The sequence below is a fragment of the Dehalogenimonas alkenigignens genome (assembly GCF_001466665.1).
GTDB classification, from domain to species: Bacteria; Chloroflexota; Dehalococcoidia; order Dehalococcoidales; family Dehalococcoidaceae; genus Dehalogenimonas; species Dehalogenimonas alkenigignens.
This window is the reverse complement of record NZ_KQ758903.1, coordinates 574003-599493: the sequence shown is the minus strand read 5'-3', so window position 1 is coordinate 599493 and position 25491 is coordinate 574003. Positions and strand designations below refer to the sequence as shown.

17 protein-coding genes and 1 pseudogene are annotated in these 25491 nt (G+C 54.7%); 4 read left to right on the top strand and 14 right to left on the bottom strand.

Annotated elements, in window-relative coordinates:
* Nucleotides 1-3 precede the first annotated feature (3 nt).
* From DEALK_RS03185 to DEALK_RS03175, 3 genes are all read right to left on the bottom strand, one after another.
* Nucleotides 4-2526 carry a DISARM anti-phage system protein DrmE domain-containing protein gene (locus DEALK_RS03185; protein WP_144437068.1) on the bottom strand — a complete coding sequence of 841 codons (2523 nt, stop codon included), beginning with the start codon at nucleotides 2524-2526 and terminating at the stop codon, nucleotides 4-6.
* 40 nt (nucleotides 2527-2566) lie between these two features.
* Nucleotides 2567-4729, bottom strand: coding sequence for a GNAT family N-acetyltransferase (locus DEALK_RS03180; RefSeq protein WP_058438615.1), 2163 nt, complete (start codon nucleotides 4727-4729; stop codon nucleotides 2567-2569).
* 89 nt (nucleotides 4730-4818) lie between these two features.
* A complete protein-coding gene (locus DEALK_RS03175) occupies nucleotides 4819-5052 on the bottom strand; it encodes a MarR family transcriptional regulator (protein WP_058438614.1) in 234 nt (77 codons plus the stop codon).
* A gap of 665 nt (nucleotides 5053-5717) precedes the next feature.
* Here DEALK_RS03175 and DEALK_RS03170 point away from each other — a divergent pair.
* Together DEALK_RS03170 and DEALK_RS03165 are read left to right on the top strand one after the other, a co-directional pair.
* Nucleotides 5718-6395 carry a helix-turn-helix domain-containing protein gene (locus DEALK_RS03170; RefSeq protein WP_058438612.1) on the top strand — a complete coding sequence of 226 codons (678 nt, stop codon included), beginning with the start codon at nucleotides 5718-5720 and terminating at the stop codon, nucleotides 6393-6395.
* Between the two features lie 259 nt (nucleotides 6396-6654).
* The gene (locus tag DEALK_RS03165) at nucleotides 6655-7503 is read left to right on the top strand and encodes a presenilin family intramembrane aspartyl protease (protein ID WP_058438610.1); all 849 of its coding nucleotides are present in this window, start codon (nucleotides 6655-6657) and stop codon (nucleotides 7501-7503) included.
* Here the strand turns inward: DEALK_RS03165 and DEALK_RS09745 are convergent.
* The 7 genes from DEALK_RS09745 to DEALK_RS03120 all read right to left on the bottom strand — a co-directional run bounded on the left by DEALK_RS09745 (nucleotide 7500) and on the right by DEALK_RS03120 (nucleotide 14971).
* Complete coding sequence (locus DEALK_RS09745) at nucleotides 7500-8777, bottom strand: LemA family protein (protein WP_083496331.1); 1278 nt, start codon at nucleotides 8775-8777, stop codon at nucleotides 7500-7502. The genes DEALK_RS03165 and DEALK_RS09745 overlap by 4 nt on opposite strands.
* A gap of 432 nt (nucleotides 8778-9209) precedes the next feature.
* Nucleotides 9210-9449, bottom strand: coding sequence for a hypothetical protein (locus DEALK_RS03150; protein WP_058438606.1), 240 nt, complete (start codon nucleotides 9447-9449; stop codon nucleotides 9210-9212).
* Nucleotides 9450-9481: 32 nt separating this feature from the next.
* A complete protein-coding gene (locus tag DEALK_RS03145) occupies nucleotides 9482-10051 on the bottom strand; it encodes a hypothetical protein (RefSeq protein WP_058438605.1) in 570 nt (189 codons plus the stop codon).
* Nucleotides 10048-10446 carry a hypothetical protein gene (locus tag DEALK_RS03140; protein WP_058438604.1) on the bottom strand — a complete coding sequence of 133 codons (399 nt, stop codon included), beginning with the start codon at nucleotides 10444-10446 and terminating at the stop codon, nucleotides 10048-10050. Before DEALK_RS03140 ends, DEALK_RS03145 begins: the two co-directional genes overlap by 4 nt.
* A 364-nt stretch (nucleotides 10447-10810) precedes the next feature.
* Entirely contained in the window at nucleotides 10811-11290 is a 480-nt protein-coding gene (locus DEALK_RS03130; RefSeq protein WP_058438602.1) for a hypothetical protein, read from the bottom strand.
* A gap of 6 nt (nucleotides 11291-11296) precedes the next feature.
* On the bottom strand, nucleotides 11297-11845 hold the full coding sequence (locus DEALK_RS03125) for an RNA polymerase sigma factor (protein WP_058438601.1): 549 nt from the start codon (nucleotides 11843-11845) through the stop codon (nucleotides 11297-11299).
* A gap of 258 nt (nucleotides 11846-12103) precedes the next feature.
* On the bottom strand, nucleotides 12104-14971 hold the full coding sequence (locus DEALK_RS03120; RefSeq protein ID WP_058438594.1) for a twin-arginine translocation signal domain-containing protein: 2868 nt from the start codon (nucleotides 14969-14971) through the stop codon (nucleotides 12104-12106).
* A 319-nt stretch (nucleotides 14972-15290) separates the two neighbouring features.
* Between DEALK_RS03120 and DEALK_RS03115 the strand changes: the two genes are divergently transcribed.
* Together DEALK_RS03115 and DEALK_RS03110 are read left to right on the top strand one after the other, a co-directional pair.
* Nucleotides 15291-16817: a reductive dehalogenase gene (locus DEALK_RS03115; RefSeq protein ID WP_065128681.1), complete on the top strand. Its 1527-nt coding sequence runs from the start codon at nucleotides 15291-15293 to the stop codon at nucleotides 16815-16817.
* Nucleotides 16818-17026: 209 nt separating this feature from the next.
* Nucleotides 17027-19186, top strand: coding sequence for a B12-binding domain-containing radical SAM protein (locus DEALK_RS03110; protein ID WP_058438590.1), 2160 nt, complete (start codon nucleotides 17027-17029; stop codon nucleotides 19184-19186).
* A gap of 68 nt (nucleotides 19187-19254) precedes the next feature.
* Here DEALK_RS03110 and DEALK_RS03105 read toward each other — a convergent pair whose 3' ends face one another.
* The 4 genes and pseudogenes from DEALK_RS03105 to DEALK_RS03095 all read right to left on the bottom strand — a co-directional run bounded on the left by DEALK_RS03105 (nucleotide 19255) and on the right by DEALK_RS03095 (nucleotide 25449).
* Nucleotides 19255-19968: a hypothetical protein gene (locus tag DEALK_RS03105; protein ID WP_058438588.1), complete on the bottom strand. Its 714-nt coding sequence runs from the start codon at nucleotides 19966-19968 to the stop codon at nucleotides 19255-19257.
* A 3-nt stretch (nucleotides 19969-19971) separates the two neighbouring features.
* Nucleotides 19972-20100, bottom strand: a complete 129-nt coding sequence (locus DEALK_RS10410; protein WP_484481523.1) for an SEC-C metal-binding domain-containing protein — start codon at nucleotides 20098-20100, stop codon at nucleotides 19972-19974.
* 123 nt (nucleotides 20101-20223) lie between these two features.
* Nucleotides 20224-23196, bottom strand: a pseudogene (secA, locus tag DEALK_RS03100) (preprotein translocase subunit SecA); the annotation flags it as partial.
* Between the two features lie 111 nt (nucleotides 23197-23307).
* Nucleotides 23308-25449, bottom strand: a complete 2142-nt coding sequence (locus DEALK_RS03095) for a B12-binding domain-containing radical SAM protein (RefSeq protein ID WP_058438586.1) — start codon at nucleotides 25447-25449, stop codon at nucleotides 23308-23310.
* Between the last annotated feature and the right edge of the window lie 42 nt (nucleotides 25450-25491).

Below are 25491 nucleotides of genomic sequence, written 5' to 3'. Positions count from 1 at the left end.
ACTCTAGTTGCTCCTTTCAATCCGTCCGAGGGTAGATTCGTAAAAAGGCCCGGATATCTCGGTTACTGACTCGACGTGCAAAAGTAATAGAGAGTCTCGAACATCGCTGAAGGTTAAGCCAGTAGCCTCATCTATTAGGTCGTCGGTAGCTTCGGCTGCCCCTGACTTTATCCAGCCGCTCAGTCTTAAAGAGAGGGATATATGTAAACCATGAATACGGTCGGCTGCAAGGTGAATTCTTACATAGTGTTCGCGAGTGAACGGTAGATTTAGTATCTCTGCGATGCGACGCATATCCTCCCGATCGCGTGGACGCAATGTGTAGCCCGACACCCAGAAGCGAAGTGCCATATCAGTTTCCAATTGAGTACCACGCTTAATCATTTCGTTGAAAAGTTTATTTAGAGAATGGCCTTGTTTGGTCCAATCAAGGTACCCTTGCCTGATTTCAGTTTGCCATTGCCGAATCAGTGCTAAATGAATTTCAATTGAAGGATGCCTGTGTACTCGTGAGAGAACCAATTCGTACAGGCTCTGGCGTCTCTGACCTGAAATATAGATAATTGTATCGCCGGGACGAAGAGATTTAGCATAACGTCTGTCCACTTTGGATCCGGCTGACGCGTTTGTGACCACATTTAGCAGCATGTTTTGGGCAAATAGCCCCGACCAACCTCCGGTGAACTTGACCTCAAGAGCTTTGTCGACCACAACTATTTGACCGTTATCAGAGTCAGGTTCTTCTTCAAAAACAATCCCCTCGTAATCAGTCTCCGAAGAGTCTGAATCGTCGTCTTTGAATAAGAAAGCGACTTCGTCGACCTCCGATTTGGGCTCCCATATCGATTTTGATGCTTGAGGCGCAAGCTTGGTGAGTTCTCCACCAAGGATAGTCTGAGCATCATCAACATCGCAGATGGGTGGCGAGTCGGGGATATCCTTCGGTAACGCCAATCCAGTTAGCCCCGAAAGGCTTTGTGCAAGGGCCACAGTATCACTCTTTAGGGCATCTCCCCATGCGCGAGCCAAGCGACTTAAAGCTGGCACCTGGTGCTGGTACAGAAGGAAATTGCATTTGCCATGCCAAAGGAACGGAGCCATCTTCTCCGATTGTTTTTGATTAGGTAGTCCAACGAGAATCACATCCCAAACGACATCCTCAGGCAAACGTTCACTGGTCATGTTCTCAGCTGAACTAGAGCCAAATTCCTCTTTTTCGTCTCTGGAAGTACTCTGTAATCTTGAGGCCGCATCCTTTAATGGCATAAGCCAGACGCGCATCTTGGCCAAATCTTTTTCTGAGGTCTTAGTCCGTGCCAAGAGAGCAAATGAGAACATCGACTTCGAGGCTGTGCTTGGGAAAATGATGACCCTTGCATGTCCCGCTGGTACGTCCACTAAGCAAAGATCAATAAGTGAATTCCAAAGAGGAGGGTCATTTTGTTGGAGCGTATTATAAACAATATCCAAATGGGTTTTTGCCAATTCCAATTGATTCCTGGTATTAACTGAAGATCCGAGATGAATGGCAGAGAGGAATTTTTCGCATGCGCTGCGCAGACGACCTATTGGTTTAACCCCCCAATATTGAACAGACTCTGATTCAAAAAGCCCGAGGGGAATGGCTAACCTTTCCAACGATCTCAAGTATCTCCAACTTACTGCTAGGGCATCTTGCCCCAGTCGTCCCGGTTTTTCCGCCATAACCGCGGCCAGCGCGTGATACGCCTTGCGAAGATTACCCGACAGGTTATCTGCGAAGTCACCACTTATGACTAGCGGAACAACCTTCGTTGCCGAAGGTGATTCTACAAACAAACGGAAAATGTCGGAACTAATTGCTCCTCTGTTATCAGGGATCCTGAATACATGGGCATCAATCGATTGGAAGTCGTGCCTGATAGAAGTCAGAGGATTAGATGACCACGCTATTGTGGGAATTCCCTTTTCATGAAGGAGTGGAAGTAATGAAGGCAGCCACCAAACTGAGGAAGTGTCTCCACAATCTATTGCTACCCAAAGAGGAGAATATTTGGATACTGAAGATGCCGGGTCGGAAGGAGAATAAATGCAAACGACAGTTGGTAGCGTCCCGATAACTCTTTGGGGCTTATCAGGGCCCCCTCGTTGGTAGGTCTGTCTAAAGACCTCGCCCATTGGAAGATTCCCTATTGATACATTTGAGAGGTCGGACTTTATGCCTGTTGTCACGCCAAAATATAAGACTCTTCTCCCTCGTTGTTTTGTTTGTATTGCATCAATTGAACTCATAATCAACCCTGTAGCCAGAAGCTCCGCCACCAGGCTTCGGTTTGAATCGGGCATAAGTAATAAAGTCTGTTGTTTTTCAGCTATAGTCGCGCACACTAGCCTAGCACATAGTTCTCCGAGCAAATCCTGTTTGACCAGGTTGGACTTATAACGAATCTTCCCGTCATGCCATAACTTATAAAAAAATGGGTCTTTCGATCTTGGCAGGGATTCAAAACTAATGCGTATCCACTTGGCAAATTCCTGGACTTCCATAGTATATTCCTGCCGCATGTTCTAATTTATTGGACTTGTTTTAGATCCCTGCCTTGTTCCCTCCGGGAGTCCCACCGAGCAGGGAATCGAAGTGTACTATCGTGAATAACGCTCTGCTTTGAGATCCCGAGCTTCTTTCGTTCAACGTCATCGTCAGCTCATCAACCGATAACGCGCCAACTTTTTGTGCATCCCTATCGGTAATTTGGCTTATCTCTTTATGCTCGACACTAGCGATTCTGACCCAAATGCTTTCAGCACCGCTTTCAACCAACAGAAGTTCGCACGCAAATTCTCTCTTACCAGCGCATATGGCTGCTGTTCCCCTTCCCTCGCGGATTGCTCCCATGAAGCTAGATGGAATTTTAACAGAAGGTATATGTCCGTTTCTCGCATGGCTGACCATCATGCGACAATATTCATTGCCTGGCATAATCGCGTGCTCCCAGGCACTTGTCAGTTGTATGACTATGTCAGGCTTGAGAGATTGGACGAAATGATCAGAGTGAGAAGCCCCCAGTATCACTGTAGCATCGACTTTCCTTGCAATGCGTTGAACATTGTGGCCGACTAAATTGGCAGTAATTGGATCAAGATTTGCGCAGAATTCATCTGCAACCCAAACATTGCGATCAGAGGCGAGCAGTCGCGCGAGCATTGCCCTATATTTCTGACCTGCGCTCAGTTCGCTAAACCTCTTGAGATACAAAAACGCTTCGGATAGCCCGGCCAGACCGAGTAAGTAAAGGCTAAGCTCGACATCTTTGGTGCCGAGAACTTCAACCAGCGCCTTTTCAGACCGTGTTGATGCAAAGCTTCCAATCTTGCTATTTCGAGGCATTATCACTTGCCCATCAATTTGCGCATCATGCCGCTTCGTAAAACTGCCGAGCAGCGCGTCCAATAACGTCGTTTTCCCTGACCCAGAGGGTCCAACGACTAGGGTTATTGTTCCTGGCGGTAGTTCGACGGATAGGTTACGGATCACCGCGGTTCTCAAATCATCGGGGGAGATGCCAAATGCTTGCTGCACGGCATGGGTCTTTTGGGTGCGACGAACGTGGGAGACATATGTTACTCCCAGTCTGTTAAGGCGGATCGAATCTGCGATCGGCTGAACGCTAACGGCTGGCGGTGTTTTGCCATTGTGCATTGAGGTCTCTGCTACCCGCTTTATTAGAAATTCCTGGGCTACTGGATGCAATCCCAGCATGTAATGCGGTTTCGGGAGAGTAACTACCTTATGGAATAAGGCAAAATCCTTCAACACCTTCTCTTTTGATAGGCTGCCTAACCTCTTAATAAGGTCTTCACGTGTCAGCTTTTCTTGCTCCATGATCTGTAACGCCGTCGTCATTCGGGAGACTTGCTGATCGCAGATCCCGCAGGTTTTCTCAAAATCTGCTTGCCCTTCATGATTTGTCCCGAAGCGTGAGATGAGATAATTCATATCTTTTGCCACGCGTTGCAGATTGCCTTGGGTATCACCAACGTAAATCATGCCCGCACGTTCAGCAAATGGAATGTATTTGATCATGTCGGCAGAGATTTCCAGGAAGTAAGGTTTTAAGCCTGAAACTTGCCATCGTGTTTTTGCAAATTCGGCTGCATGTTTGACAAGCATCTGGCCGGTCCCGAAACCTCTGAACTCTGGGTACACAACTACTCTGGCAATTCGTGCTATCAGGTGAATGTATTTACGGAGCGTAGGCATATCCCAACGCTGCCATTCGATAGAGTCGATGTTCAATGGCGCATCGAGGATTGTTGAGCGTGCCTTGTTCATGTAGAAAGGAGTCGCCAACTCGATGAAGCCTACGACTTTAGGATAAACTGGATCGAACGTTCGGATAACTAGACGGGACGTTCGGCCATGCACAACATGGCTGCGATAATGAAATTCTGATAGAGAAGAGTATGCCTTGAACTCGTCTGCCTCAGTAATTTCTTTCACGACTACTTCTAACCGGATGGCGCCCAAATGTAACGTCTCGCGAGCTATGTAAGGATTTAGTATTTGTGCCAAGCCATTCTTGCAAATCACCCACGAACCTGATGAGTTGGAAGTGATTTTGTCACCCTCGCTGACACAACTAGATAGGGGAAGATCAAACAGCTTTCCCCCTGGCTCTAATCGAATACGCTTTAAGTGACCTTTCCAGGAAACACTTTTGACAGAGAAGACATTAGGCTCATTTTCCATTCAGAATTCCTTTACTCTTGGCTGGATTAGCTGCCGGTTAGTGATGACGAATAAAGCCATCCTCAGTATATTGCAAGTCTCGAACCTGCTTACCAATGGTTTTTTCCCTTGGTAAAACTAGCTGCATAGTAAATTCGAGCTGGTCCGACTTGGCGGTACGTGACTTCGCCTCGCTCCTCTAATACTTTGAGTACGCCAGCCATAAACTGACGATTGGTGCCCAACTTTTCAGCGATTTCCTTTACGCTTAAACCTGGTTCCTTGGACAGAATTTCTTTTAGCTTGGGCGTAAAGTCCGTTTTGTCATTACCATTGGTAATCATTAACTTATTATCCTCGCATTAACGCTAGTGATTGCATTATACTCTTGACAAAAAGTGGATACAATGAGCAACTAAAATATGTTCTTATCCTTGGGAGAGAATGGATCCGAGACTGTTGGCTCCCATCCCGTGCATAAAGCATGCCTGAACGAACTTAGCGAAAGTATCGATTTGCGCACGAGAAGGTAGGAGTCGGCCATATTTTACGGGACCAAGCTGAAGGTTAAGTCGAAATCCCCCAACTGTTATCCATTGATACCCCCGCTCCAACGATTTAGGCAAGAAAGGATTCTGGCATTAGCGGCAGCTTTGCGGAGTAGGCCAAGTGAAGGCTATTGAAAAGACTCTTCCTATCCGAAGAGTTCTAGGTATCGTCCTCTTTGGTGGAGCTACACTCTGAGCCTGATACTGATACCTCTTTCACACATTAATAATCCGAATCGTCCGGTTAGGTTCTATGTCGTTTTGAACGGCCTTTCCAGAGCTTTATCTAAGGTCAATTAGAGTTGATGTCCAGTTTCCTCGTTGTTTTCGCAGGTCATGCTTTACCGCCGTAGGCTCATAATTAGTTATCATATATAGCAACATCTGTTATCATATAGGTATTGACTAGCTCGGACCAGGATGGTAAGATAATCCTAACGCGGGTAGGAGGGCAAAAAGCGATGGCTCCATTAAAATCGAGTCTGTACGTCTTCAATCCAGAGGGCATCTTGGGCGTCCGTAACCAACTAAGGTTAACCCAACAGCAATTCGCTGACAAACTCGGAGTTACCAAAGCGGCGATATCTCGATGGGAAAAAGGCACCGTCAAACCGGATGCAGATTCACTGGCAGGAATATACTCAATCGCTGTGGAGAACAGGGTTCAGCCAGAATTCTTCGTGAAAACTCAAGTAAAGGTCGAGCAGGGTCGTTCCAGGCTAATTGTCGCCTGGGATTTTCAGAACTTAGCCGTTTCACCCCAGGAATTTGGAAAACGGGATTCGTTCATACGAACCTACCTAAACCAACGATTCCCTACCATCACATATAGCCTTTTTAAGGTCTTCGCGAGTCCAATCCACGCGACAACGACCACCGAGATGGCAAAATTAGGGTGGCGCTTACAAGAGTTCGATCATGACGTTGACGAAGAACTCGATTCTCAGGTATGGAGTGACTGCAACCAGAATGCAGAGAATACGATTTTTGTCTTGATTACGCAGGATGGGGATTTTGCCGAATTGATAAATGACCTCAGACAGAAAGGTGTGCGGACCTACTTGATTGCCCCTGAGTGTAGCAGCCAAGGACTGAAGGATGCCGTAGGCAAAAAGGGCTGGATAGTTTGGCCTCGTTAAACGTTTTAATTACGCTCCACTTCTCCATTTGTGGGGACTCGAACTTTAGGCTTAAAGGCTCAGGCCAAAACTCACTTCGAAGTCCTGGCCGGTTCTACCTATTGATACTCCGGCTCCACCAAAACTTTTTTCCGCAGATTTCACTGCCATCTTTATGCCTGCCCCCGGCGCCGACTGCCGACGCCCCTTCTAACACCTTTTCGATGTTCATGACAGAACCTACCCGTATTTTGGACGTTCATCCGCCGCGGCTGCTGTTGTGAAACTGAATTCAACGCATTATAGCCTGATCACTCTGGCAGCCTGCCAAGCGCTAGCCATTGCCGTTTCATTACGCCAACAGGTCTTTATCGAGGAAGAGGGCATCATCCTGCCGGAAATCACCGCCGGGCCGCCTCTGGTATATTTTTCCCTCACAGTGGCTGTTTTGGGGTTGACGCTGGCTTTACTACCCCTGCGGTTCCTTAAGTACCTCATCAAGGGCATGTTCCTGCTGCTCTACGCCTGGGGCGTCTTCGTGGTGCTTGGGCTCACCCTGCCGGCGGCGGCCGCAGGGGTTATCGCCTTGACCGGGGCGCTGGCCTGGCTCAAGTGGCCACGGCTGTGGCTGCATAACCTCCTTCTGGGGGTTGCCCTGGCTGGCTACGGCTCGGTCTTTGGTTTCATCCTGTCACCAGGCTCGGTGCTGGTCATCATGGCGGTTATCTCAATTTACGACCTGGTCTCGGTTAAATCCGGGCATATGATGTGGATGGTCAAGAAACTCTCCGGCGTTGCCATCGTGCCGGCTTTCGTGTTCCCGCGCCGGGGCGCCGATTGGAGCATCGAGTTATCTGACCTCCGGCTGGAAAACGAGGCTGACGAGCGTATCGTATCCCTGCTTGGCGGCGGCGATGTCGGTTTCGCGCTCATACTCCTGGTTTCGGTGCTGGCAGCGGCGGGGATTGTCCCGGCTTTCCTGACCGCTGGCGCTTTGATGCTGGGACTGCTTTCGGTTTTTTGGGTGCAGCGGGCATTCTTCAAGGGCGGCCCAACGCCAGCCATGCCGCCTATCACCGCCGCCGCCGGCCTGGGTTACGGCCTGATGCTGCTCGCTGGCATCGTCTAGGCGGCCAGACTGACCGCGACCGCTGCCCGCTCGAAAGATTCGGCCTCAAGCAGCGGCAGGGGTTGAAAACCCAGCAGCCGGCCCAGAAGCGCATCCGGAAAAACCTCCAGCCGCGTCCGGAAAAAGGTTGCGATGGAGTTGTAGTAATCCCGGGCCAACGCCAGGCGCTCTTCTGTGTCCGTTAGCGCCAGCTGGAGCGCCAGGAACTGGCGGTCGGCTTTGAGTTCCGGGTATTTTTCGGCAACAGCCAGGAGCGCGCCTGACAAGCCGTGTGATTCGTCAACTCTGCCAGCGGCCGCCGCCTGGCTGCGAAGTTCGGCGGCCAGTTGCTGAAGCGAGCTTTCGTGGCGGCGGAAGCCCTCTACGACGGCAACCAGGTTAGGAATCAGGTCAGCCCGGCGCTTGAGTTCCACGTCAATCTGGGAGAATCCCTGCCGTACCCGCTGGCGCAGGTTTACCAGGCTGTTGTAAGCCGTCCACACCCAGGCTATCGCCGCTGCGCCAAGGTAGATGCCGACCGAGGAGAGAATCGCCGGGGCGTAGGAAGTCAGCCAGCCCTGCTGGAGGTATAACGCCGCGCCGCCGCCGGAGACGATTATTCCAAGCCCCAGCCAGAGCCAGAAGAAAAGCCGGAACCGGTCAGAGTGGTGTTTCTCCTCATGGGTGGAGATGATGAACATGGAGCCCTTGCGCGCCGCGATTTCCGCGGCTACCGCATCCTGCCGCTCCTTGGCCTGACCGATGACATAGATGACATCGTGCAGGGGCAGCGCCAGTTCGGTGAAGCGGCGCCGGTGGGTGGAGCCGCCGACCGCCTTCGCCGGCCCCTTGCCGTAGTAGAGCGGATCGTCGCGGCGGCAGGTTTTATCGAAGACTTTATCGGCGTGGACCTCGGCGCCTTCCGGCATGACGCGGAGGACGCCGGTATCATCTTTCAGGAAAATAGGCACATATCTGGTCTCCGAGGCCACGGTCTTCCAGCCGCTCTGGGTCTGGACGTGGCCTTTGGCGTTCACCGTGGTCCGCTGCCAGTGCTCCTCCACTTTATAGGAGTACCAGACGCAGCGGGCGGCGGCCAGGTAACTTTCCAGCGGCGTTTCCGACTCCGCGGTGCCTTTGACCTCCGCCAGGCCGATAAAGACGCCGCGGGTCTTCGATGTGGGGGTTTCATCAATCAGGCGGCGGCGCCGGTAGAAATGGAAGGCGCCCAGCAGGCAGCCAAGGGCCAGCGCTGCGGCGGCCAGGAGGATGAAGGGCGAGGCAGTTACCGGCATCGGGGGGAAGCCTCAAGACGTTCAGCGGTTTGGTTTTTGTTTTCCGCAGAATAATATAAATCGACGGAAACGATTCCTGCCTGCCACGTTCGATCCGGCCGGAGCCGGCGATCAATGCCCGGATCGGCAGAAAAAAGAATCGAATCCTTGCGCGCGCTGCGGCCGGCAGCCAGCGGGTTCCGGAAAGCCGGCTTCAAGCATGGAAGCCGGGAAAACAATTCATGGCCGCCGGCCGGCGTCAAAGCGGGAGTCAGGTTGTCCGTCAATAACACGGCAGGTATTATAGCACACCAGTTCACAATAGGTGTCAACCGACTTCTGTCGTATTTGGCGCGTTATTTTATTATGTCAAGTTTAGTAAAAAAGCCACAAGCTGAACAACGGCAGGGCGTGTAACTTATCGGTGTGAAATCCGCAAACCCGCGTCCCCAATCAACTCCTTCGTAACTGGGCGATGCCGCAACCAATGACGCTTAAAGCTAAAGGGAGAACGGCGGCCCCGGCCCACCGAGCAACCTTCAGGGCTTCGGGTTGGAAAACGGCGAGATCCGGTTCTCCATGTAAGCCACCAGGATAGCTAAAATGTATTGAGAACGTCCCGCCGACGGCGATTCCGCCAAACGCCAAAATGACAACCCCCAGAATTATCTGCAAAACTGCGAGTTTTTTCATGCCCTATCTCCGTTCGCGCCGAAGTAAATGGACTAACACTCACGCTTTTTTTGTTGAATTAGGGGCGCTTGCCATAATAGGTTACACAGACCACTGGCAGCCACAGCAATACCCAGTGCGGCAATCACATAGGTCACATTTATTGCCGAGTTGATCGCTGAATCTGGGAAAAGATACAAAACTTCAAGTGTCCCATCCAGTTGAGGCTTGACGACATCCGCCGGATAAGGAAGCACGGCGATATATAAGCAGAGCCCGCCAACGACCGACCCGACGACAAGCTGCACGGCGTCGGTTATGCTGGCCCATGCTTTTGGCCTGATTTCAGTCGCAGGGGACTGCCGAGCGGTAACGGAGGCGAACAGATTAACAAGACCAAAGACGGAGACAATGACGCCGAGCAAGCTTATGAGAAGAATGAATAATAGAGCATAGGTGACGGTGGTGTCCCAAAGCCAAGAAACGTGCAACACTGTTCCGTCGGCGGCGGCTACGGTTATGTCCGAGGGGAATCGGTGCTGGTGGACATAAACGCTAAGTACGGCGATAAGAATACCGGCAATCAGTTGAAACAAGGCTTTGGCGGCGGTCCGAATCTTCATATTTTCGGGCGCCTCAGCCGTATCAAATCCAGGGCTATTAGTGTCAAGATAACCATCATGCAGATTACGGCAAATAATTCCATCAAAGCGACGAAATCCCACGGCCACCATTGCTCGATGCTGCCTAAAGCCCAATACGGGCCGGGTAGCGACCACGGCGGCTCTTCACCGGTATAGTAGCTAACTGAAAAAGCCGGCCCGCCACCGATACGCAGGTATTGCCCGCTTTTAGCGACGACGGCACCTTCGGCGTCAAGAATTTCAACCCGACTTCCAACGCTTTGGCAGGAATAGCCATACGGCCAGATCACCAGATACGACAGGCCGGAACCTGTCTCCTCGAAACGCAACAAACCGTCTTCGAGGACGAGTTTGCCATAGTTGAGCAACAACATGCTGGGCCCCGGTTCATGACGGACAGGGAAATATGATACCGGCAAAACAGGCGTCTGTTGAAGGCAAGCTGGTAGAAAAGAGAAGCTAAGGATGAGCGCAAGGTGAAATAATTTACAGAGCTTCATCGGCTGCCTCTGCGCATCAAGAACCATAGCGCTAAAAGCAAGGCGGCCACAATCACCACCGAAACAATAACTAGCCCCAATAAACTCTTTTCCTCTGGTATTCCACCGAGGGTGATCCGAGGCAGAACACTCTTGGTAGCTTCAGGGGCGCCAGCGAACCCTGGTTCAGGAAACGCCAAAAGCAAGCCTGTAGCGATGATGAACACTAAAAGAACGCATTGTATGGAAGATACGGCTTTCATTGCCGGCGTCTTTCGGAAGCTCTATTGCAGCGGAACCGCCATATTACAAAGGCAGCGGCAGCGAAAAGAGCGAATGAAACACCAAGCAGTGCAGCAAACAATGCGTTTGAGGTATTTTGCGGAATCACCACCGTCACCGTCGGGGTAACGTGTGGTGGGATCGTCCCACTTGTGATCGTTGGCGGAGCGTCGCCGATACCCAGACCGGAAACATAGATGCTGACACCGGCGCTCAAACCAGCAATCACCAAAAGCAGGACCAGGTATGTGGCGATGCCTAAAACCAGCCTCCTAGCGTCAATATGCAGAGCCTCCAGCAGGTCTGAAAACCAGGTCGCCAACCGGGATTTCTTCACAGGCCGTTGCGAGACGACCGTCGCTTTTGATACTGCGGTCCGCCAGAAGTCCGGCGGCGGCAAGGCGGCGGCGGCTTCAGATTTGAAAAAAACCTCGAGTTCGTGTTCGAGCTTAGCCATCCAACATCACCTCAAACCCTCATAACCCAACTCTTTACCAAGATGCGCCAGATCGCGGTGCAGGCGGGACTTGACCGTACCCTGAGGCTGACCCGTGGTTCCCCCGATCTCCGGTACAGTCAGGCCGGAATAATAGCGCAGTACCACAGCCTCGCGCTGCTCCGGCGGCAGTTTCGAAAGCGCCCGCCGGATGGTCTGCCGCCTTTCCGCGGAGATGACCTTTTGTTCCGGCAAATCCGTCTCGTCCGGGATGTCGGCGGCGGCTTCGAGCGGGGCGACAGGCACATGTTTCATCCTGAATTGCTGCTTCACTTCATTGACCACGATGCGTATCAGCCAGGGTTTGACCTTTGAAGGGCCGCGGAGGGACGGCAGGCATCTCCAGACCTGAACGAGACCTCCCTGGACGGCATCTTCGGCGGCAGGCCGGTCATGAGTCATCAGAAAGGCGACGCCGAAGAGGGTGTTTCTGTACGCCTCGACAAGAATACGGAATGCCTCCGCGTCTCCAGCTTGGCAGCGGCGTACTAAGGCCGCTTCTTCCGGCTCATCCAACAGGAGCGCTCCTTTTGAATGATTCTCTAACAATAGGATGCAGGGACGGGCGAAATCGTTCCATTCTCGGACAGCGGATTTTCGTCACCCATTATAATGGCTGCGGGTAACTTGAGTTAATCCTGGCCAAAGGAAGGGCAAAGAGGCGGCACCCGGCTTGAGGGAACATTGCGCCGACCGGAATGGTTACACCCTGGTCAAATCGTCCAGGCCGGGCCTGTTGTTTTATCGCACGAATATATGCCAGCCCGAAGGCAGCTAGTAGGTATAAAGCACCGTGGTGCCGCGGATGATCAAGCGAACGAAGGAATGGTACACCTGGCCGCTTTCCGCCCTCTCCCTGCTGAACAATGTTAAATGAATCACCCGTTTAACCTCAGGCTGGTTGGTACGGAGGTTTTTAACTTCATAGAACGCAGAAGATCGGGCGACGGCCGCGGGGTCGAAGACAAAGCTGAACTTGCCGTTTTTCACCGGGATCACCCCCTGAGAGGTGATGGCGCCGGGCGTGACCGCCGCGTAGTGAACTTCATCCCCGGTACTTTGACCGTTGATGGTTAAAGTGCCGCTCTGGGAAAAAGTCGTCTGCTCTTTGATGACCAGTGAAAGCTCCGGGCTTTGCGGCAAACGCGACCTTTCAATGACGAAGATCTTGCCGCCCTCAGGCGGCATCCCCGGCATATGACCTTTATTGCCCTGCCAATCAGCTTCAATGGTATACAGGTAGACGCCGGGGACATCCAGCGTCCAGCGGTCTTTACCGGCAAAGGAACCGCCCGAATCGCCGGTGCCCTGGGCGGTGAATACGCGGCCGTCAGGATAAGTCAGCTTGAAGGTGACCACCGCCGGCAGCACCGGATCAATTTGAGCAACCGGTACGAAGGCAGCGCCGGTCTCGTAGGTCATGCCGGGCCGGATGCTCACCAGGAAAAGCCGGGCTTTAGTCCCGTCGGCGCCAAGCAGTTCCTCGGCGCCAGGGGCGATGACCCGGTTGTTGTTGGTTTTCCCGGACATGACAAAGCTCGACGCCAGATACCCGGCATAGGCGGGAGCCTGGTCTTTCTGAAATAAAGCCACGCCGCCAATCAGCCGGTAGATAGTGCCGGGCAGGTCGCCGTTGCTTGATGCGTTGATCTGCCCGCCGAAGGAGTTGGGGCTTACCGGCCAGTACGGCGCCTTGAGGCCGTCCGAGCCGACGATAAAACGGGACATAAAACCCGGCCGCGGCGCCCCGGCGTAAAAATATGCCCGGTCGGTGATGAATTCAGGGAACAGCTGGGGTGAATAGTTGTTCGATGTTTTGAAGCTAACATTGGTGACCCCGATGTTTTGCCAGCGGGCTTCATAAGCAAGCGGCGCCGCCTTGAAATCATAGGTCAAAACCGGCTCAATCTTGTTAGCCCCCTGCTGTTCGGACCCGATAAGCAGCACGTCGCCGTTGTTATAGGGGTAGTTGAGATGCGCCAGGTGATTTTCGCCCGAAGCATCGACATAACCCTCAAATTTGGTCTCGCCGCGGTCTACGTATTTGCCGCCGATGGTCAGCTTTTTCCCGTGGGCGACAATGGAAGAATCCGGCGGGTAGACGACGCCGGCATGGCGCACCGAACACAGCCATAAATGCCCATCCTGGTCTATATACCTGGCCTTAATGTGGGCAAAGTATTCGCCGGGTGAATCAAGCGCCAGCTGCATGGCGCCCTGCGCCGCGCCGAAGACGCCTGACGGCGAGGCGCGCCCGGAGAAGGTAAGCGTTTTTTTCTTGCCCGGATCCGAATCAGGATACAGGTCGGCCGCCACAAAAACGTCCGCCGGCACCGCCGGAGCGAACCCCAGGTCCCGGCCATATTTGCCCCCGACCTGAAACGCCGCTCCCTGGAAAGTGGCAGTAGCCAGAGTCATCCTTTTGGCGATGGCGAAACGGTAGCTGCCCCCGCCTTCGTAGCGGTTGCCCCAGATATCTTCCACGTAGCCGGCGACGTTGACCGTGTACTCCCCGTAAGCCGGAGGCTTCCAGGCGGTAACAGCCGGGTTCGAAGTGGTAGGCCAGCCGCCGCTTAAAGCTGTAAAAGGAAACCGGCCGAGGTCATCAGTATGGCCGTCAGGCCCGATAACCTTGACCGAGAGCTCACCACGGGTGTGGTCCAGCGGTATTGCGTTCCTGGCTTCGATGGTCTGGGTGAGAAAACGCGGCTCCAGCGAATACACCGCTTTAGTCTTGTTATCATCGGAGTATAACGGCAGGATGACGTCGTCAGGGATGATATTGCGGGGCGACAGGGCGAATGAGTCCTTGTCCTCCTCGGCGACCACTCCCGAGTAACCGTTGGATCCGTACCCCGAAAGAATGACCCAGGGCAGGCGGGGTTTAATGGCTGAAGCATCGATGAATCTGCCGTCCGGCCGGCGGCCGCTGACTTTGAAGGGACAGGAATAAAAATGGGATTCGGCGGGCATGGCGGAAGCCGCCGGCCGCTGGGCGAAAGCCAGGCCGGCCAGCGAGTAATTCTTGCCTTTGGCGACAACGCCGAAATCGAGACGCAGCCGGTAGATGCCCGGCGGCACCTCAGCCGGAACGGTCGGAAGCAGCTTGAAAACAATGCGCCGTTCGTCCGAGGCTGTCGGCGGCGCTTCAAGGGGTGCGGTCAGAAACTCGTCCAGCGGCGTCTGGTACCGGCCGCCGAAACGGCGGGTGACCGCCCCTTGAATTCCCCCTTCGACGGCGAGACCGGTGGGCGTAATATAGCTGGACATTCGTTCGTGAGACGGGAAGCGGTGAATCCCGTCGGCATCGAAAGCGCGCTCCGCGGTGACCAACAAGCAAACTTGTTCGACGATAATCTTGGGGGCCAGTTTTTGGACGATCGAGTTCGACAGGTAGAGCGAAACATCCAGGCAGATTTGGGCTCCCGGCTGCCAGGACAGCGCATCCACCGCCACTTCAGCGTCCCACTCTCCGGCCGAAGTTGTGCCGTAACCGAAGAAATGGAATAAGCCATCCTCAGGCTGGTCTACCCCCAGGTTCTGGGTGCAGGACTCCAGGCCGAAAACAGCCACGCCGGCGCCGGTAAGCGCAGCGCTTTTAATGAACCGCCGCCGGGAAATACCGCCGTCAAAACGCCCCATAAGCCACCTTCACATGCAACGCAATCATCCTACTCTTGCCGCACTCGAAATTCCAGAGGCGATACGGACAAATCAAAGCTTATTTTCATCCCGCTCCGATACCGGCGCGAAGCCGGGGTATTTTCTGGAGAAGTCGATGCAGTTTTAGAAAATGAGCGGATTTCTTGGATTAATTAGTATTAATCTTCATATTCAATACCCTGATTAATGAAAATAAATCAGCATAGTACTAGTACTTCAGGACGATGAAATGTTATCGGGATAGGGTTATAAGGGGTGAAGGTAGGCTAACAAATCATAACAAGAAGGAGGAAAAGGCGTGTCTATCTTTCACAGTACAGTCAGCCGCAGGGAATTTATGAAAGGCCTCGGCCTGGTCAGCGCCGGCGTCGGCGGCGCGATGGCCGCAGCCCCGGCGTTCCACGACCTGGACGAACTGATTCAGTCCAGCGTGTCATCCCGGAAGCGCGCCTGGTGGGTCAAGGAAGTCGATGAGCCGACGGTCGAGATCGACTGGTCACTGATGCAGCGCCATTACAACTACAGCACCCAGTCGGCCGCGGTTGTGGCGGCGTATCCCGGCCTGGAAAGGTACAACGCTGAGGTGGCGACCGGACCGAGCCCGGCGGACAGGATGAAGCAGAACCAGCCCGGCTACCGATTACGGGATCAGGCTCTGGCAACTGCCAATGGCATCGGCAACGGCGCCCTCGGGGATACCAACTCCAATCTTAAATTCGGCCAGAAACCAGTCCAGACACCGGAAGAGCGCGGAGTGCCGAAGTGGACGGGTTCGGCTGAAGAGGCGACTTTAATGCTGAGAGCGGCTATGGTGTTCTTCGGTTCAGCGGAAATCGGCACCGCGGCCATTGACGACCATCATCAAAAACTGATCGGTTTGACCGGCGAGAATCCAAGCATTTCATACTACGACAAGCAACCCCCGACCACGGTCACCAAGCCGATTGTGTTCTCCCAGACAGATTCGAGTTTCAGGTTTGACGATAAGACGAGAATCACATATCTGCCCAATGTGCCTCTATACAGCGTAACCTATCTGATTCCGCAGGACAGCGAGTTGAACCGGATGCGCCCCGGGACGCTGGGAGGTGTCGCCCAAACCCGCTATCGCCTGCGCGAAGTGCCGCGCGCCTGCACCCAGGGTTTCATCCAGGGCCTGGGCTACCAGAGCATGCTTGATGAACCGTATCGCGCCATTCCTTCCAACGCCGGCGCCGTATTGGGCGGTTTGAGCGAGAACGGCCGCCATTCCATCATGTCAATCAGCCCGGAATTCGGCGCTTTCGGCGGCTACTTCGACCTGCTGACAACCCTGCCGCTGGAGCACACCAAACCGATAGACGCCGGTATCTGGCGGTTCTGCCAGAGCTGCGGCTTATGCGCCGATCTCTGCCCGTCCAGTTCGATAGTAAAGAAAGGCGAAGGTGAACCAAGCTGGGAAGTCCGGACGAGCAATGAGCCAAAAGCGCATATTCTGCCCTGGGAAGGCATACGGACAGCGGGCGAGTTCCATAAACTCGGCCGCAAGACCTACTGGACCGATATGCCCCAGTGCCAGCTCTGGGTCAGACGGAATATGAATGGGGAAAGATGCAATGTCTGCTGGGGCAACTGCGTCTTCAACGGGGCCAACGGCGCCATGATCCATCAGGTGGTGAAGGCGACGGCTTCCATCACACCGATCTTCAACAGCTTCTTCTCTTCCATGCATCCCGCGATGGGCTACGGCATGAGGACCGGAGAGGAGATCGAGGAGTGGTGGCATATGTCTCTGCCGGCTTACGGCTTTGATTCCACCGTCTATGCCAAACACATGGGCTACTAGTATTTAGTTTGTGTGATAAACACGAGGCGGGCTCTCTGAGCCCGCCTCGTGTTTTAATTCGGCCTGCCTGTTAGGGTATTCTATAGTGTCATGATGTTTCGGCGCTGGGAGACGAGAATGAAGCCGGCAGTTAACCGAGGGCAATCCCTACTGTTACGAACGCCCTCTATCAATGTCTTAGCCAAAACAGCCTCGGTGGGATCCGGCGCGTGAAGGTCCTGCTGGTATTCCCGCCTCAGTGGACGCCGTTCCGGCCTTACCTCAGCCTGCCGTCCCTTTATGCATACCTGAAGGACAAGGGCGTTGACGTCATTCAAAAGGACTTCAATCTTGAAGCCTATGACTTGATACTTTCGGAAGGTTACCTCTCCGGGATCAGCCAGCAGCTGAGAAATCAATTCTCAGTCTGGGAATTAAAGGACCGGCTGGCGCCGGGCACGGAGCAAAAACAGTACAACGACCTGTTCATGGCAAAAACGCTGGCGCCGCTGCTGGCGGGAAAAATCGAGAGCGCTAAAAACGTCTACCGGGACCCTCAAAAATTCTACGATCCCGAGATCCTGGCCGACGCCCGGAACACCATCACCCAGGCGCTGCAGGCGGTATCACTGGCGTATTTCCCGACCAACATCGGCCTTTCGTCGTTCGAAATGCCGTCATTTAAGGGATCGTTTCAAGATTTGAAACAAGCGACGCAAAACCGGCTGGAGAATCCTTACATCCAACTGGGTGAGGAGTACCTGCTGCCGTTGGTGCGGGATGAAGCTCCAGGCGTCATCGGCATCACCATATCCGGCGAGAGCCAGCTCATTCCGGCGCTCACCATGGCGCGGCTCCTCAAGGCCGGAAACAAGAAAGCGCATATCGTTATCGGCGGCTACGTCGTGACCATGCTGGCCGATGTGATCGTCAAATACCCGGAACTTTTTGATATCTTCTTCGACAGCGCGGTTGTCAACGATGGAGAACTGCCGCTGCTGGAGCTCATCCGAAGCGTCGAGAAGGGTGGATCTTTATTCAACGTTCCGAATTTGATTTTCCGCGACGCCGCGGGCATCCATGTCACCGATAAAAAGCCGCCGGAAGACATCAATGCCCTGCCGCCTCCGAACTTCGACGGCCTGGCGCTGGAAAAATACCTCAGCCCGGAGCCGGTGCTGCCGGTATTGTCGTCCCGGGGCTGCTACTGGAGCCGGTGCGCTTTCTGTACCCACAGTCTGGCTTACGGTATGACGTACCAGGTGCGGGACCCGGTCAAATTCGTCGATGACATAGAGTTTTTAGTGAAAAAACACGGGGTCAAGCACATCGCCCTTTCGGATGAGGGGACTTCGCCGAATTCAGTCAATAGGATTGCCGATGAAATCTTGAGACGCGGCCTCGATGTGCGTTGCTCCACCAGCATCAGGCCGGAGAGGCAGTTTACCCCGGAGCTGTGCCGGAAAATGGCCGCCGCCGGCTTCCGGGAAGTATACATAGGCATTGAATCAAGCTGCGACCGAGTCCTCGGCCTGATAAACAAGGGCACCACGACGGCGGTGAATGAAGAGGTGCTGCGCAACATGTGCCAGGCCGGCATCTGGGACCACGTTTATATCATGTTCGGCTTTCCGGGCGAAACCATGGCGGAAGCCCGCCGGACGTTCAGTTTCATAGCGCAGAACAAAGACATCATCAGGTCGCTGGGAATAAGCAATTTCTCGGTTGGACGGAACTCCCGGGTGATGAAGAATCCTGGTGACTATGGCGTGACCTTGCCCCGGTCCACCGAAGATACCGACTTCAAATTATATCTGCCGTATCTGGTCTCAGGTGGACTGACCGATATACAGGGCTGGGAACTGACCGCGGAATGCCTGGCTACGGTGGCCACTCAACTGGCCGGTGACGCCTTCCTCGAAAAGATAGGCCATCATTACGATAAAGCCTGCATATTGCCCCAGTACCTCTCGCATTATGAGAAAACAGACCCACTGTTAGCGTCGATTGTTAAAATGAAAAAACCGGCCAGAAAAAAGACGCCCAAGAAACTTTCCGCCGCTTCAATGCCGGCCCTCAAGCCCGGCGTGGTGATGGAGCGGCTGCATTTTAATCTTCGGGCAGTCTGGGAAAACATTCAAAACAAACGCGCCGAGCCGGTTTATCCGGACGAAAGCTGGTCCCTGTTCGACATCGAGCGCAACCGGTTCAAACGAATTTCAGACAGCGGCGCGGAGATGCTCTCCGGCTGGAACGGCAAACGGCCGATCTCGGCGATCGCCCGTGATCTGGCCAGAAAATACCGGCTGCCGCTGCGTGAAGTCGAACGGGAGTGTTTAGACATGGCGCAGTCCCTTATCGATGAAGGCTACGCCCTCGCCCTTCCTTAACGCCGCGGCCAGGGACCATCCCAATGCCGAACAAGACGTCGTAACTCGCCCTTCAAGCCGAAAACTGGCTACACCCCCAGCAACTGGTCCAGGCCCGGGCTGCCGGATTTACCGGGGAACTTTTTAAGACGGGCGAGGGATTTTTTCATATCCGAGGCGACGCGGGCTTTTTCAGCGTGCCTGAGGCGGTATTTGAACAGCCAGTAAGTGAACTCCCGCATCTCAGCGAGTTTAAGCGAGCGCGAAGTCCGCTCGCCGCGCTCGCGCCGGAACATTTTCAGCAGTTCAGCGCGGGGCTGGTCGTAAATGCGCTTGAAGCTTTCATCGGCGGTATCGAACGATTTGATGACGATTGAACGTTCGTCCTTACGGGCTTCTTCCTGGACGGCCAGGATCAGGGCTTCCTCCGCGGTGATGCCGTAGAAATAATTGAGCATCTGGCGGTAGCGCGCCTCGCCCAGCAAGCCCTTCATTTCATCGTCGGAGACCTCTACCGGAGCCTTGGAATTGAAAAGCAGGGCAACGCGCTCAGCCTCCGGCACCAGGTCGCGGACGGTCTCGGTCAGGCGCTCGGCCAGCAGCAGGAAGTCAAAGGCCTCGCCGTCGATCAGATAGCGGTACAGCCGCCCCTCGAGGCACTCCTCATCCGTCTGCCAGGCGCCGACAGCTTCCAGCAGCGCCAGATACCAGTGCCGCCCCTGCCCGATGGCGGCGCGCAGGCGGCGGACGGCTCCGGCATCCGATTCAACGAGGCCGGCGGGCTGGCAGGCTTCTTCAACCATAGGCTAGGCTCCGCAGCATTTCTTGAATTTTTTTCCGCTGCCGCAGGGGCAGGGATCGTTGCGGCCGACCTTGTGACCTTCGGCGTCTTTGGCGGTTGGCGCCGCCGTCCTGGGGGCGGCGATCGCGGCCATGGGCGATGAGACCTCGGCTTTGGGCGAGGCGGGCGCCGCCCCGACCGCAAGGGGCGCGTGATGAGCCTGAACCCGCGGCGGCGCGGCGGCGCCGGGCGGCTGCTTGACCACCTGGACCTTGAAAATGGCGTGGACAACATCATGCTTGATGCCGTCCAGCAGGTCTTCGAAGGCGCGGAAGCCTTCGTTCTTATAAGCGTCAACCGCCTTGACCTGGCGCAGCGTCTGCCAGCCGGCCTCCAGCCGCAGGTGCTCGACGAAAGTCAGGTGCTCTATCCACAGCGTGTCCATCACCCGGAGCATCAGGTGGCGTTCGATCTGGCGCAGGATGGGCGCGCCGATGTCCTGCTCCTTCTTTTCGTAGATGGCTTCAGCGGCGCACTTCAGGCGTTCGGCCACCTCATCGGATGACAGGCGGGATATCTCCTCGGCGGTGAAACCCTCCGGCTGCGGCATGAAGGCGGACAGGTCGGCAAGCAGCCCGGCGATATCCCAGTCCTGATAGTCCAGGCCTGTCAGACGCTCGGCGACAATGCCGTCAATGGTCTCCTTGACCATGTTCAGGATGTTGGACTTCAGATCGGCGCCGGACAGGATCTTCTTGCGTTCGCCGTAGATGATCTCGCGGTGTTTGTTGACCACGTCATCGTATTCGACCAGATTCTTGCGGACGTCGAAGTTGTAGCCTTCGACCCGCTTCTGAGCGTTTTCCAGGGAACGGGAAATTAGAGAGTTCTCGATGGGAGTGTTCTCATCGAAGCCGAAGCGATCCATCAGGCCGCGCACCATCTCGCCGCCGAAGCGCCTCATGATGTCGTCATCCAGCGAGACGAAGAAGCGCGACGAGCCGGGGTCGCCCTGGCGCCCGGCCCGGCCGCGGAGCTGGTTGTCAATGCGGCGGGCTTCGTGGCGCTCGGTGCCGATGACGTGCAGGCCGCCGGCCTTGACCACTGCCACATAGCGCTCCAGCCACTCGTTGAAACGCTTGCGTTCTTTGTCGATCACCGTCTGGCAGCGGCCGGTGTCGATATTGCAGACCGTCTTTTTAGGACTTTCCGGCAGCTCGCGGGACATATCGGCGACCCAGCCGCCGTAGGCGGCAAGGTAACCCTCGGCGGTAGTTTTGAGCTTCTTTTCAAACGACTCGATTTCAGCCAGCTTGCCGCTTTTTCCGGCTGTGGAGGCATCGGTCTTGATTTCCTGGATATATTCCAGGCGCGCCGTATTAATCTGACCCTGAAGGCGGGCGATCTCAGTCTCCGCCCGGGCAATATCACGTTCGAATTCGGTCAGTTTATCCTTATCCAGCGGCGTTTTCGACAGTTCTTCGGCGAGATGAGCTTTCAGATCGGCCATCGGGTCGTAACCCTCGAGTTTGCCGCCAAGAATGATGTCCACGCCGCGGCCGGCCATGTTGGTGGCCACGGTGACGGCGCCGGGCTTGCCGGCCTCGGCGACGATGGCCGCCTCCCGTTCGTGCTTTTTAGCGTTCAGGACTTCGTGGGGGATGCCCTTCTTCTTGAGTATCTCCGAGATAAGATCCGAGTTTTCGATGGAAACGGTGCCCAGGAGTATCGGGCGGCCGGCGGCGCGCATCTCCTCGACCTCGCGGACGACGGCCTTGAACTTGGAGGGCACGTCTTTGTAGATCTGGTCGGTGTTGTCCTGCCTCACCATGGGGCGGTGGGTGGGAATGGCCACCACCTCCAGCTTGTAGATGCGGGAGAACTCCTCGGCCTCGGTCAGGGCGGTGCCGGTCATGCCGGAGAGCTTGTCATACATCCGGAAGTAGTTCTGGATGGTGATTGAGGCGTAGGTCTTGGTCTCCTCGCGGACCTTGAGGCCTTCTTTGGCCTCGATGGCCTGGTGCAGCCCTTCAGAATAGCGCCGGCCGACCATCTTGCGGCCGGTGAATTCATCCACGATTACAATACCGGCCTGGCCATCCGGGTCGCGGTCAACCACATACTGCCGGTCGCGGAGGTAAAACTCCTTGGCCGACAGGGCGTTGCGGAGGTGGCGCATCAACGAGGAATTCTGGGGGTCGTAGAGGTTCTCCGACTTGAGCAGCCCTTCGCGCTTCAACAGGCCCTCGACCTTGGTCCAGCCGTCCTCGGTAAGTTCGGCCAGGCGCTCCTTGATCTTGACCTCGTAGTCTTCCGCCGGTTTCAGCCGCAGCACCAGCTTGGCGAAGGACTGGTACAGCTTGCCGGCCTCGAAGTCCGGGGCGGAGATGATTAAAGGCGTCCGCGCCTCGTCAATGAGCAGGTTGTCCACCTCGTCGACGATGGCAAAGTAGGGGCCGTCGGGCCGCTGCACGCACTGCGACAGATCGATGACCATATTATCCCGCAGGTAGTCGAAGCCGAACTCGGCCGAAGTGCCGTAGGTGATATCGGCGGCGTAGGCTTCTTTGCGGGGCACCGGCCGGTAGTGCTGCCACGGGTCGTTGTCCTTGCCGGAGTTATACGACGGGTCGAAGAGGCGCGACGGCTGGTGCTCGTCGGGCGTCTGCATAGGGTAAATGGAAGCCACCGAGACCCCCAGGGCGTGATAGACCGGCCCCATCCAGTAGGCATCGCGCCGGGCCAGGTAATCGTTCTGAGTGATCAGGTGGGCGCCGCGGCCGAGAAGAGAATTCAGGTACAAAGACAGGGTGGCGACCAGGGTCTTGCCTTCGCCGGTCTTCATCTCGGCGATACGGCCGTCGTGAAGGACAGCGGCGCCCATAAGCTGCACGTCATAATGGCGCAAGCCCAGGGTGCGTCGGGCGGCCTCGCGCACCGTGGCGAAGGCGGCGGGCATGATCTCCTCGAAACAGGAGTTTTCCAGGGTGATGATCTTGTCTTTAAGCTTATTGCGGTCTTCAGGGCTGACGGTGACGGCTAGCTGAGCCCGCAGGTTTTCGATATCGCTTTTCAGGGATTCGTATTCGGCGGTGACTTTGGTTTTAAATTCGGCGGTTTTGGCTTTGAGTTCCTCATCGGAGAGGGCTATGAACTCAGGCTCCAGGGCGTTGACCGCCGAAACCAGCGGCTGCAACTTTTTGATCTCTTTATCGTTGGAATCAACCATTTTGCCAAGCCATTTGAACATCTGAAAAACCTCTTCCAAGCCCCGGCCGGGGCAGACTACAGACTATATAACGCATCAAAGCGGACTTAGTATTCTACCATACTTGAAAAACTGAGGATCGGCGGGCGCTGTTCAAACGACAAAACTGTCGGCTTTAAGCGCCGCCAGGACGCGAAGACAGTCCGCCTCGAGCTGCCAACTTGAAAGCCCGTACTTACGCGTCAATGAGCGAGAGATCTGGCGAATGGTATTCCGTCCGTTTGACGATCCCAAGATATCCCATGTTATGGCGTCAATCTGACGTAAACGACGGGTAGCAGGATTAAAAACCACCAGCCGCCGTTGACGAACGTTCGGCGCAGATGATTGCCCGCGCACAAAGGCGGGAAGGTCAAAGTGTACGACTGATCGGGTCACACCGTCTATCATGAGGGGCGTATAGTCTGAGGTCATTTCCAAAGACTCATTGACCAACCTATGATACCTGTCCCCGGATGCCGGAACAGCGGCGCTTAAGTTGGACAAGCCTGGGTCGGCACTCTCATTATGAGAGAGGTAGACCAGTAGATCCTCTTTCGAAAGCAATCGCATGATGTCATGGGTGGGATACGATAAGGCGAGGCGATCCCAGGTTTTCCGGCTTAAAGATTCAGCCTGGCTTCGGTTCAAGCCGGTTCTGGGTGAAAAATCGAACCCGACAGCAAGATAGCTGGCAGCATCTCCTTGAGGCAAATCTATACCGAATTCCTCCGGTGCGGCTAAGACAGCAGAGCCGCGCGTGAGGGAAAATTGGCCGATATTGAATGAACGAATCACTTCGCTGTTTTGTTCAATAAACCTGATTGTTTCTTCCGCTTCTGCCAGCGTTTCTCCCGGAAAACCGAGGAAGATGTAGAGGTGATCCCAAATGCCGGCGGCTACCAGGTTGCGGCATGCTGCCAGCGCCAGTTCCCGGGTAGTCCCTTTCCGCATTAAGCCCAGCACCCGGTCGCAGCCGGATTCGAGACCGATGTAAACCACACGAAAACCAGCCTGGTACATCTCTTGGCAAAGGCTGCCATCGAATTGAGCTTCCAGGCGGATATTCGTCGAAAACCGACAGTCAGCCTTACTCTCGAGAAACGTTCGGGTTAAGCCCGACATCAGAGACGGAGCGATGGCCTCATCACAAAAGGAGAAATGTCTGACGTGGTAACGGCGGGACAGGTGATCGATATCGGCGGCAACCTTTTCGGGTATTGAGGGACGGTATCTGTTCTCATAGGAAACGTTGTGGGAGCAAAAAGCGCACTTGCCCCAATAGCAGCCGCGTGAGGCCAGAACCGGCAGGACCGGTTCAGGCGATAAATACTTGCTGAGAACCAGGCCGTCAAAGTCCGGAGGCGGCAATTCAGCCATCGAAGCTGGCGGCACAGGGGAATTCTTCCGGACCGTTTTACCATCATACCAAATCAGATTCGGGACGTCCGCCAGGGTTTCGCGACGCTCTACCCTCTTGACCAACTCAAGCAATGGACGTTCGCCTTCGAGAATGACAAGCGAATCGAAATACCGGGTGAAAAAGCCCGGGTGATTGCTAAATACAGATGCCAGCAAGGTTGCCAGATAACCGCCGAGGACAATGTGGCATCCAGGAAAAGCTTTTTTTACCAGGCGAGCTAAAGTAAGCCCAGGTATCAACTGGGACTCGGCGGTAATTGAAATACCTACCAGGTCAGGACCCTGATTTTTCAGCCACGGAACAGTTTGTTCTTCAAAATACCTCAAATAAGGATTCTGATTACCGTCCGCGGTCAAGATTTCAGCGCTATCGAAACGGCCGTCAAATGACGGTATGGAAAACGACGTCAGCTGGAGACGGGAAGGGAAGTGGGCTGCCGAGACCACAGCCAGCGCGTCTTGCAGTGTTCGGCGGGCTTGGGATAGGGTGTTGGCATCGAAATACTGGCGATCATGGAAAACCGCTTTAGCTTCTTCGACGTTGGTGGAAATGGAGTCAATGGATGATTTTGCCAGAAAAAGATCGGCATACCGCTGCTGCTCTATTCCAGGCTCGAGACTGGCTTTAGTATCGAGGACATTGAATCGGTCTTCGATGCGACCCTTCAATGATTGTAAATAGCGTTGGGAAAGGAAATGTTCATATGATTCGATGCTAAGGTCTTTTTGAACGACATCGATGCCGTGACCTTTCAGGAAAGCAGACAGCGAAGGTATTCCAAGAGGAGGCTGATTTGGCAGCCATTGCGGGGGAAAGAGCAATACGACTTTCATTGAAGGTTATTTTAACATGAAAAAACTTGTGGGGGTTCTCAC

What these genes read in the sequence shown, in the direction of transcription:
- DEALK_RS03185 (WP_144437068.1), bottom strand. Translation starts at nt 2,526, where the DNA reads ATGGAAGTCCAGGAATTTGCCAAGTGGATACGCATTAGTTTTGAATCC.
- DEALK_RS03180 (WP_058438615.1), bottom strand. Translation starts at nt 4,729, where the DNA reads ATGGAAAATGAGCCTAATGTCTTCTCTGTCAAAAGTGTTTCCTGGAAA.
- DEALK_RS03175 (WP_058438614.1), bottom strand. Translation starts at nt 5,052, where the DNA reads ATGATTACCAATGGTAATGACAAAACGGACTTTACGCCCAAGCTAAAA.
- DEALK_RS03170 (WP_058438612.1), top strand. Translation starts at nt 5,718, where the DNA reads ATGGCTCCATTAAAATCGAGTCTGTACGTCTTCAATCCAGAGGGCATC.
- DEALK_RS09745 (WP_083496331.1), bottom strand. Translation starts at nt 8,777, where the DNA reads ATGCCGGTAACTGCCTCGCCCTTCATCCTCCTGGCCGCCGCAGCGCTG.
- DEALK_RS03150 (WP_058438606.1), bottom strand. Translation starts at nt 9,449, where the DNA reads ATGAAAAAACTCGCAGTTTTGCAGATAATTCTGGGGGTTGTCATTTTG.
- DEALK_RS03145 (WP_058438605.1), bottom strand. Translation starts at nt 10,051, where the DNA reads ATGAAGATTCGGACCGCCGCCAAAGCCTTGTTTCAACTGATTGCCGGT.
- DEALK_RS03140 (WP_058438604.1), bottom strand. Translation starts at nt 10,446, where the DNA reads ATGTTGTTGCTCAACTATGGCAAACTCGTCCTCGAAGACGGTTTGTTG.
- DEALK_RS03130 (WP_058438602.1), bottom strand. Translation starts at nt 11,290, where the DNA reads ATGGCTAAGCTCGAACACGAACTCGAGGTTTTTTTCAAATCTGAAGCC.
- DEALK_RS03120 (WP_058438594.1), bottom strand. Translation starts at nt 14,971, where the DNA reads ATGGGGCGTTTTGACGGCGGTATTTCCCGGCGGCGGTTCATTAAAAGC.
- DEALK_RS03105 (WP_058438588.1), bottom strand. Translation starts at nt 19,968, where the DNA reads ATGGTTGAAGAAGCCTGCCAGCCCGCCGGCCTCGTTGAATCGGATGCC.
- DEALK_RS10410 (WP_484481523.1), bottom strand. Translation starts at nt 20,100, where the DNA reads ATGGCCGCGATCGCCGCCCCCAGGACGGCGGCGCCAACCGCCAAAGAC.
- DEALK_RS03095 (WP_058438586.1), bottom strand. Translation starts at nt 25,449, where the DNA reads ATGAAAGTCGTATTGCTCTTTCCCCCGCAATGGCTGCCAAATCAGCCT.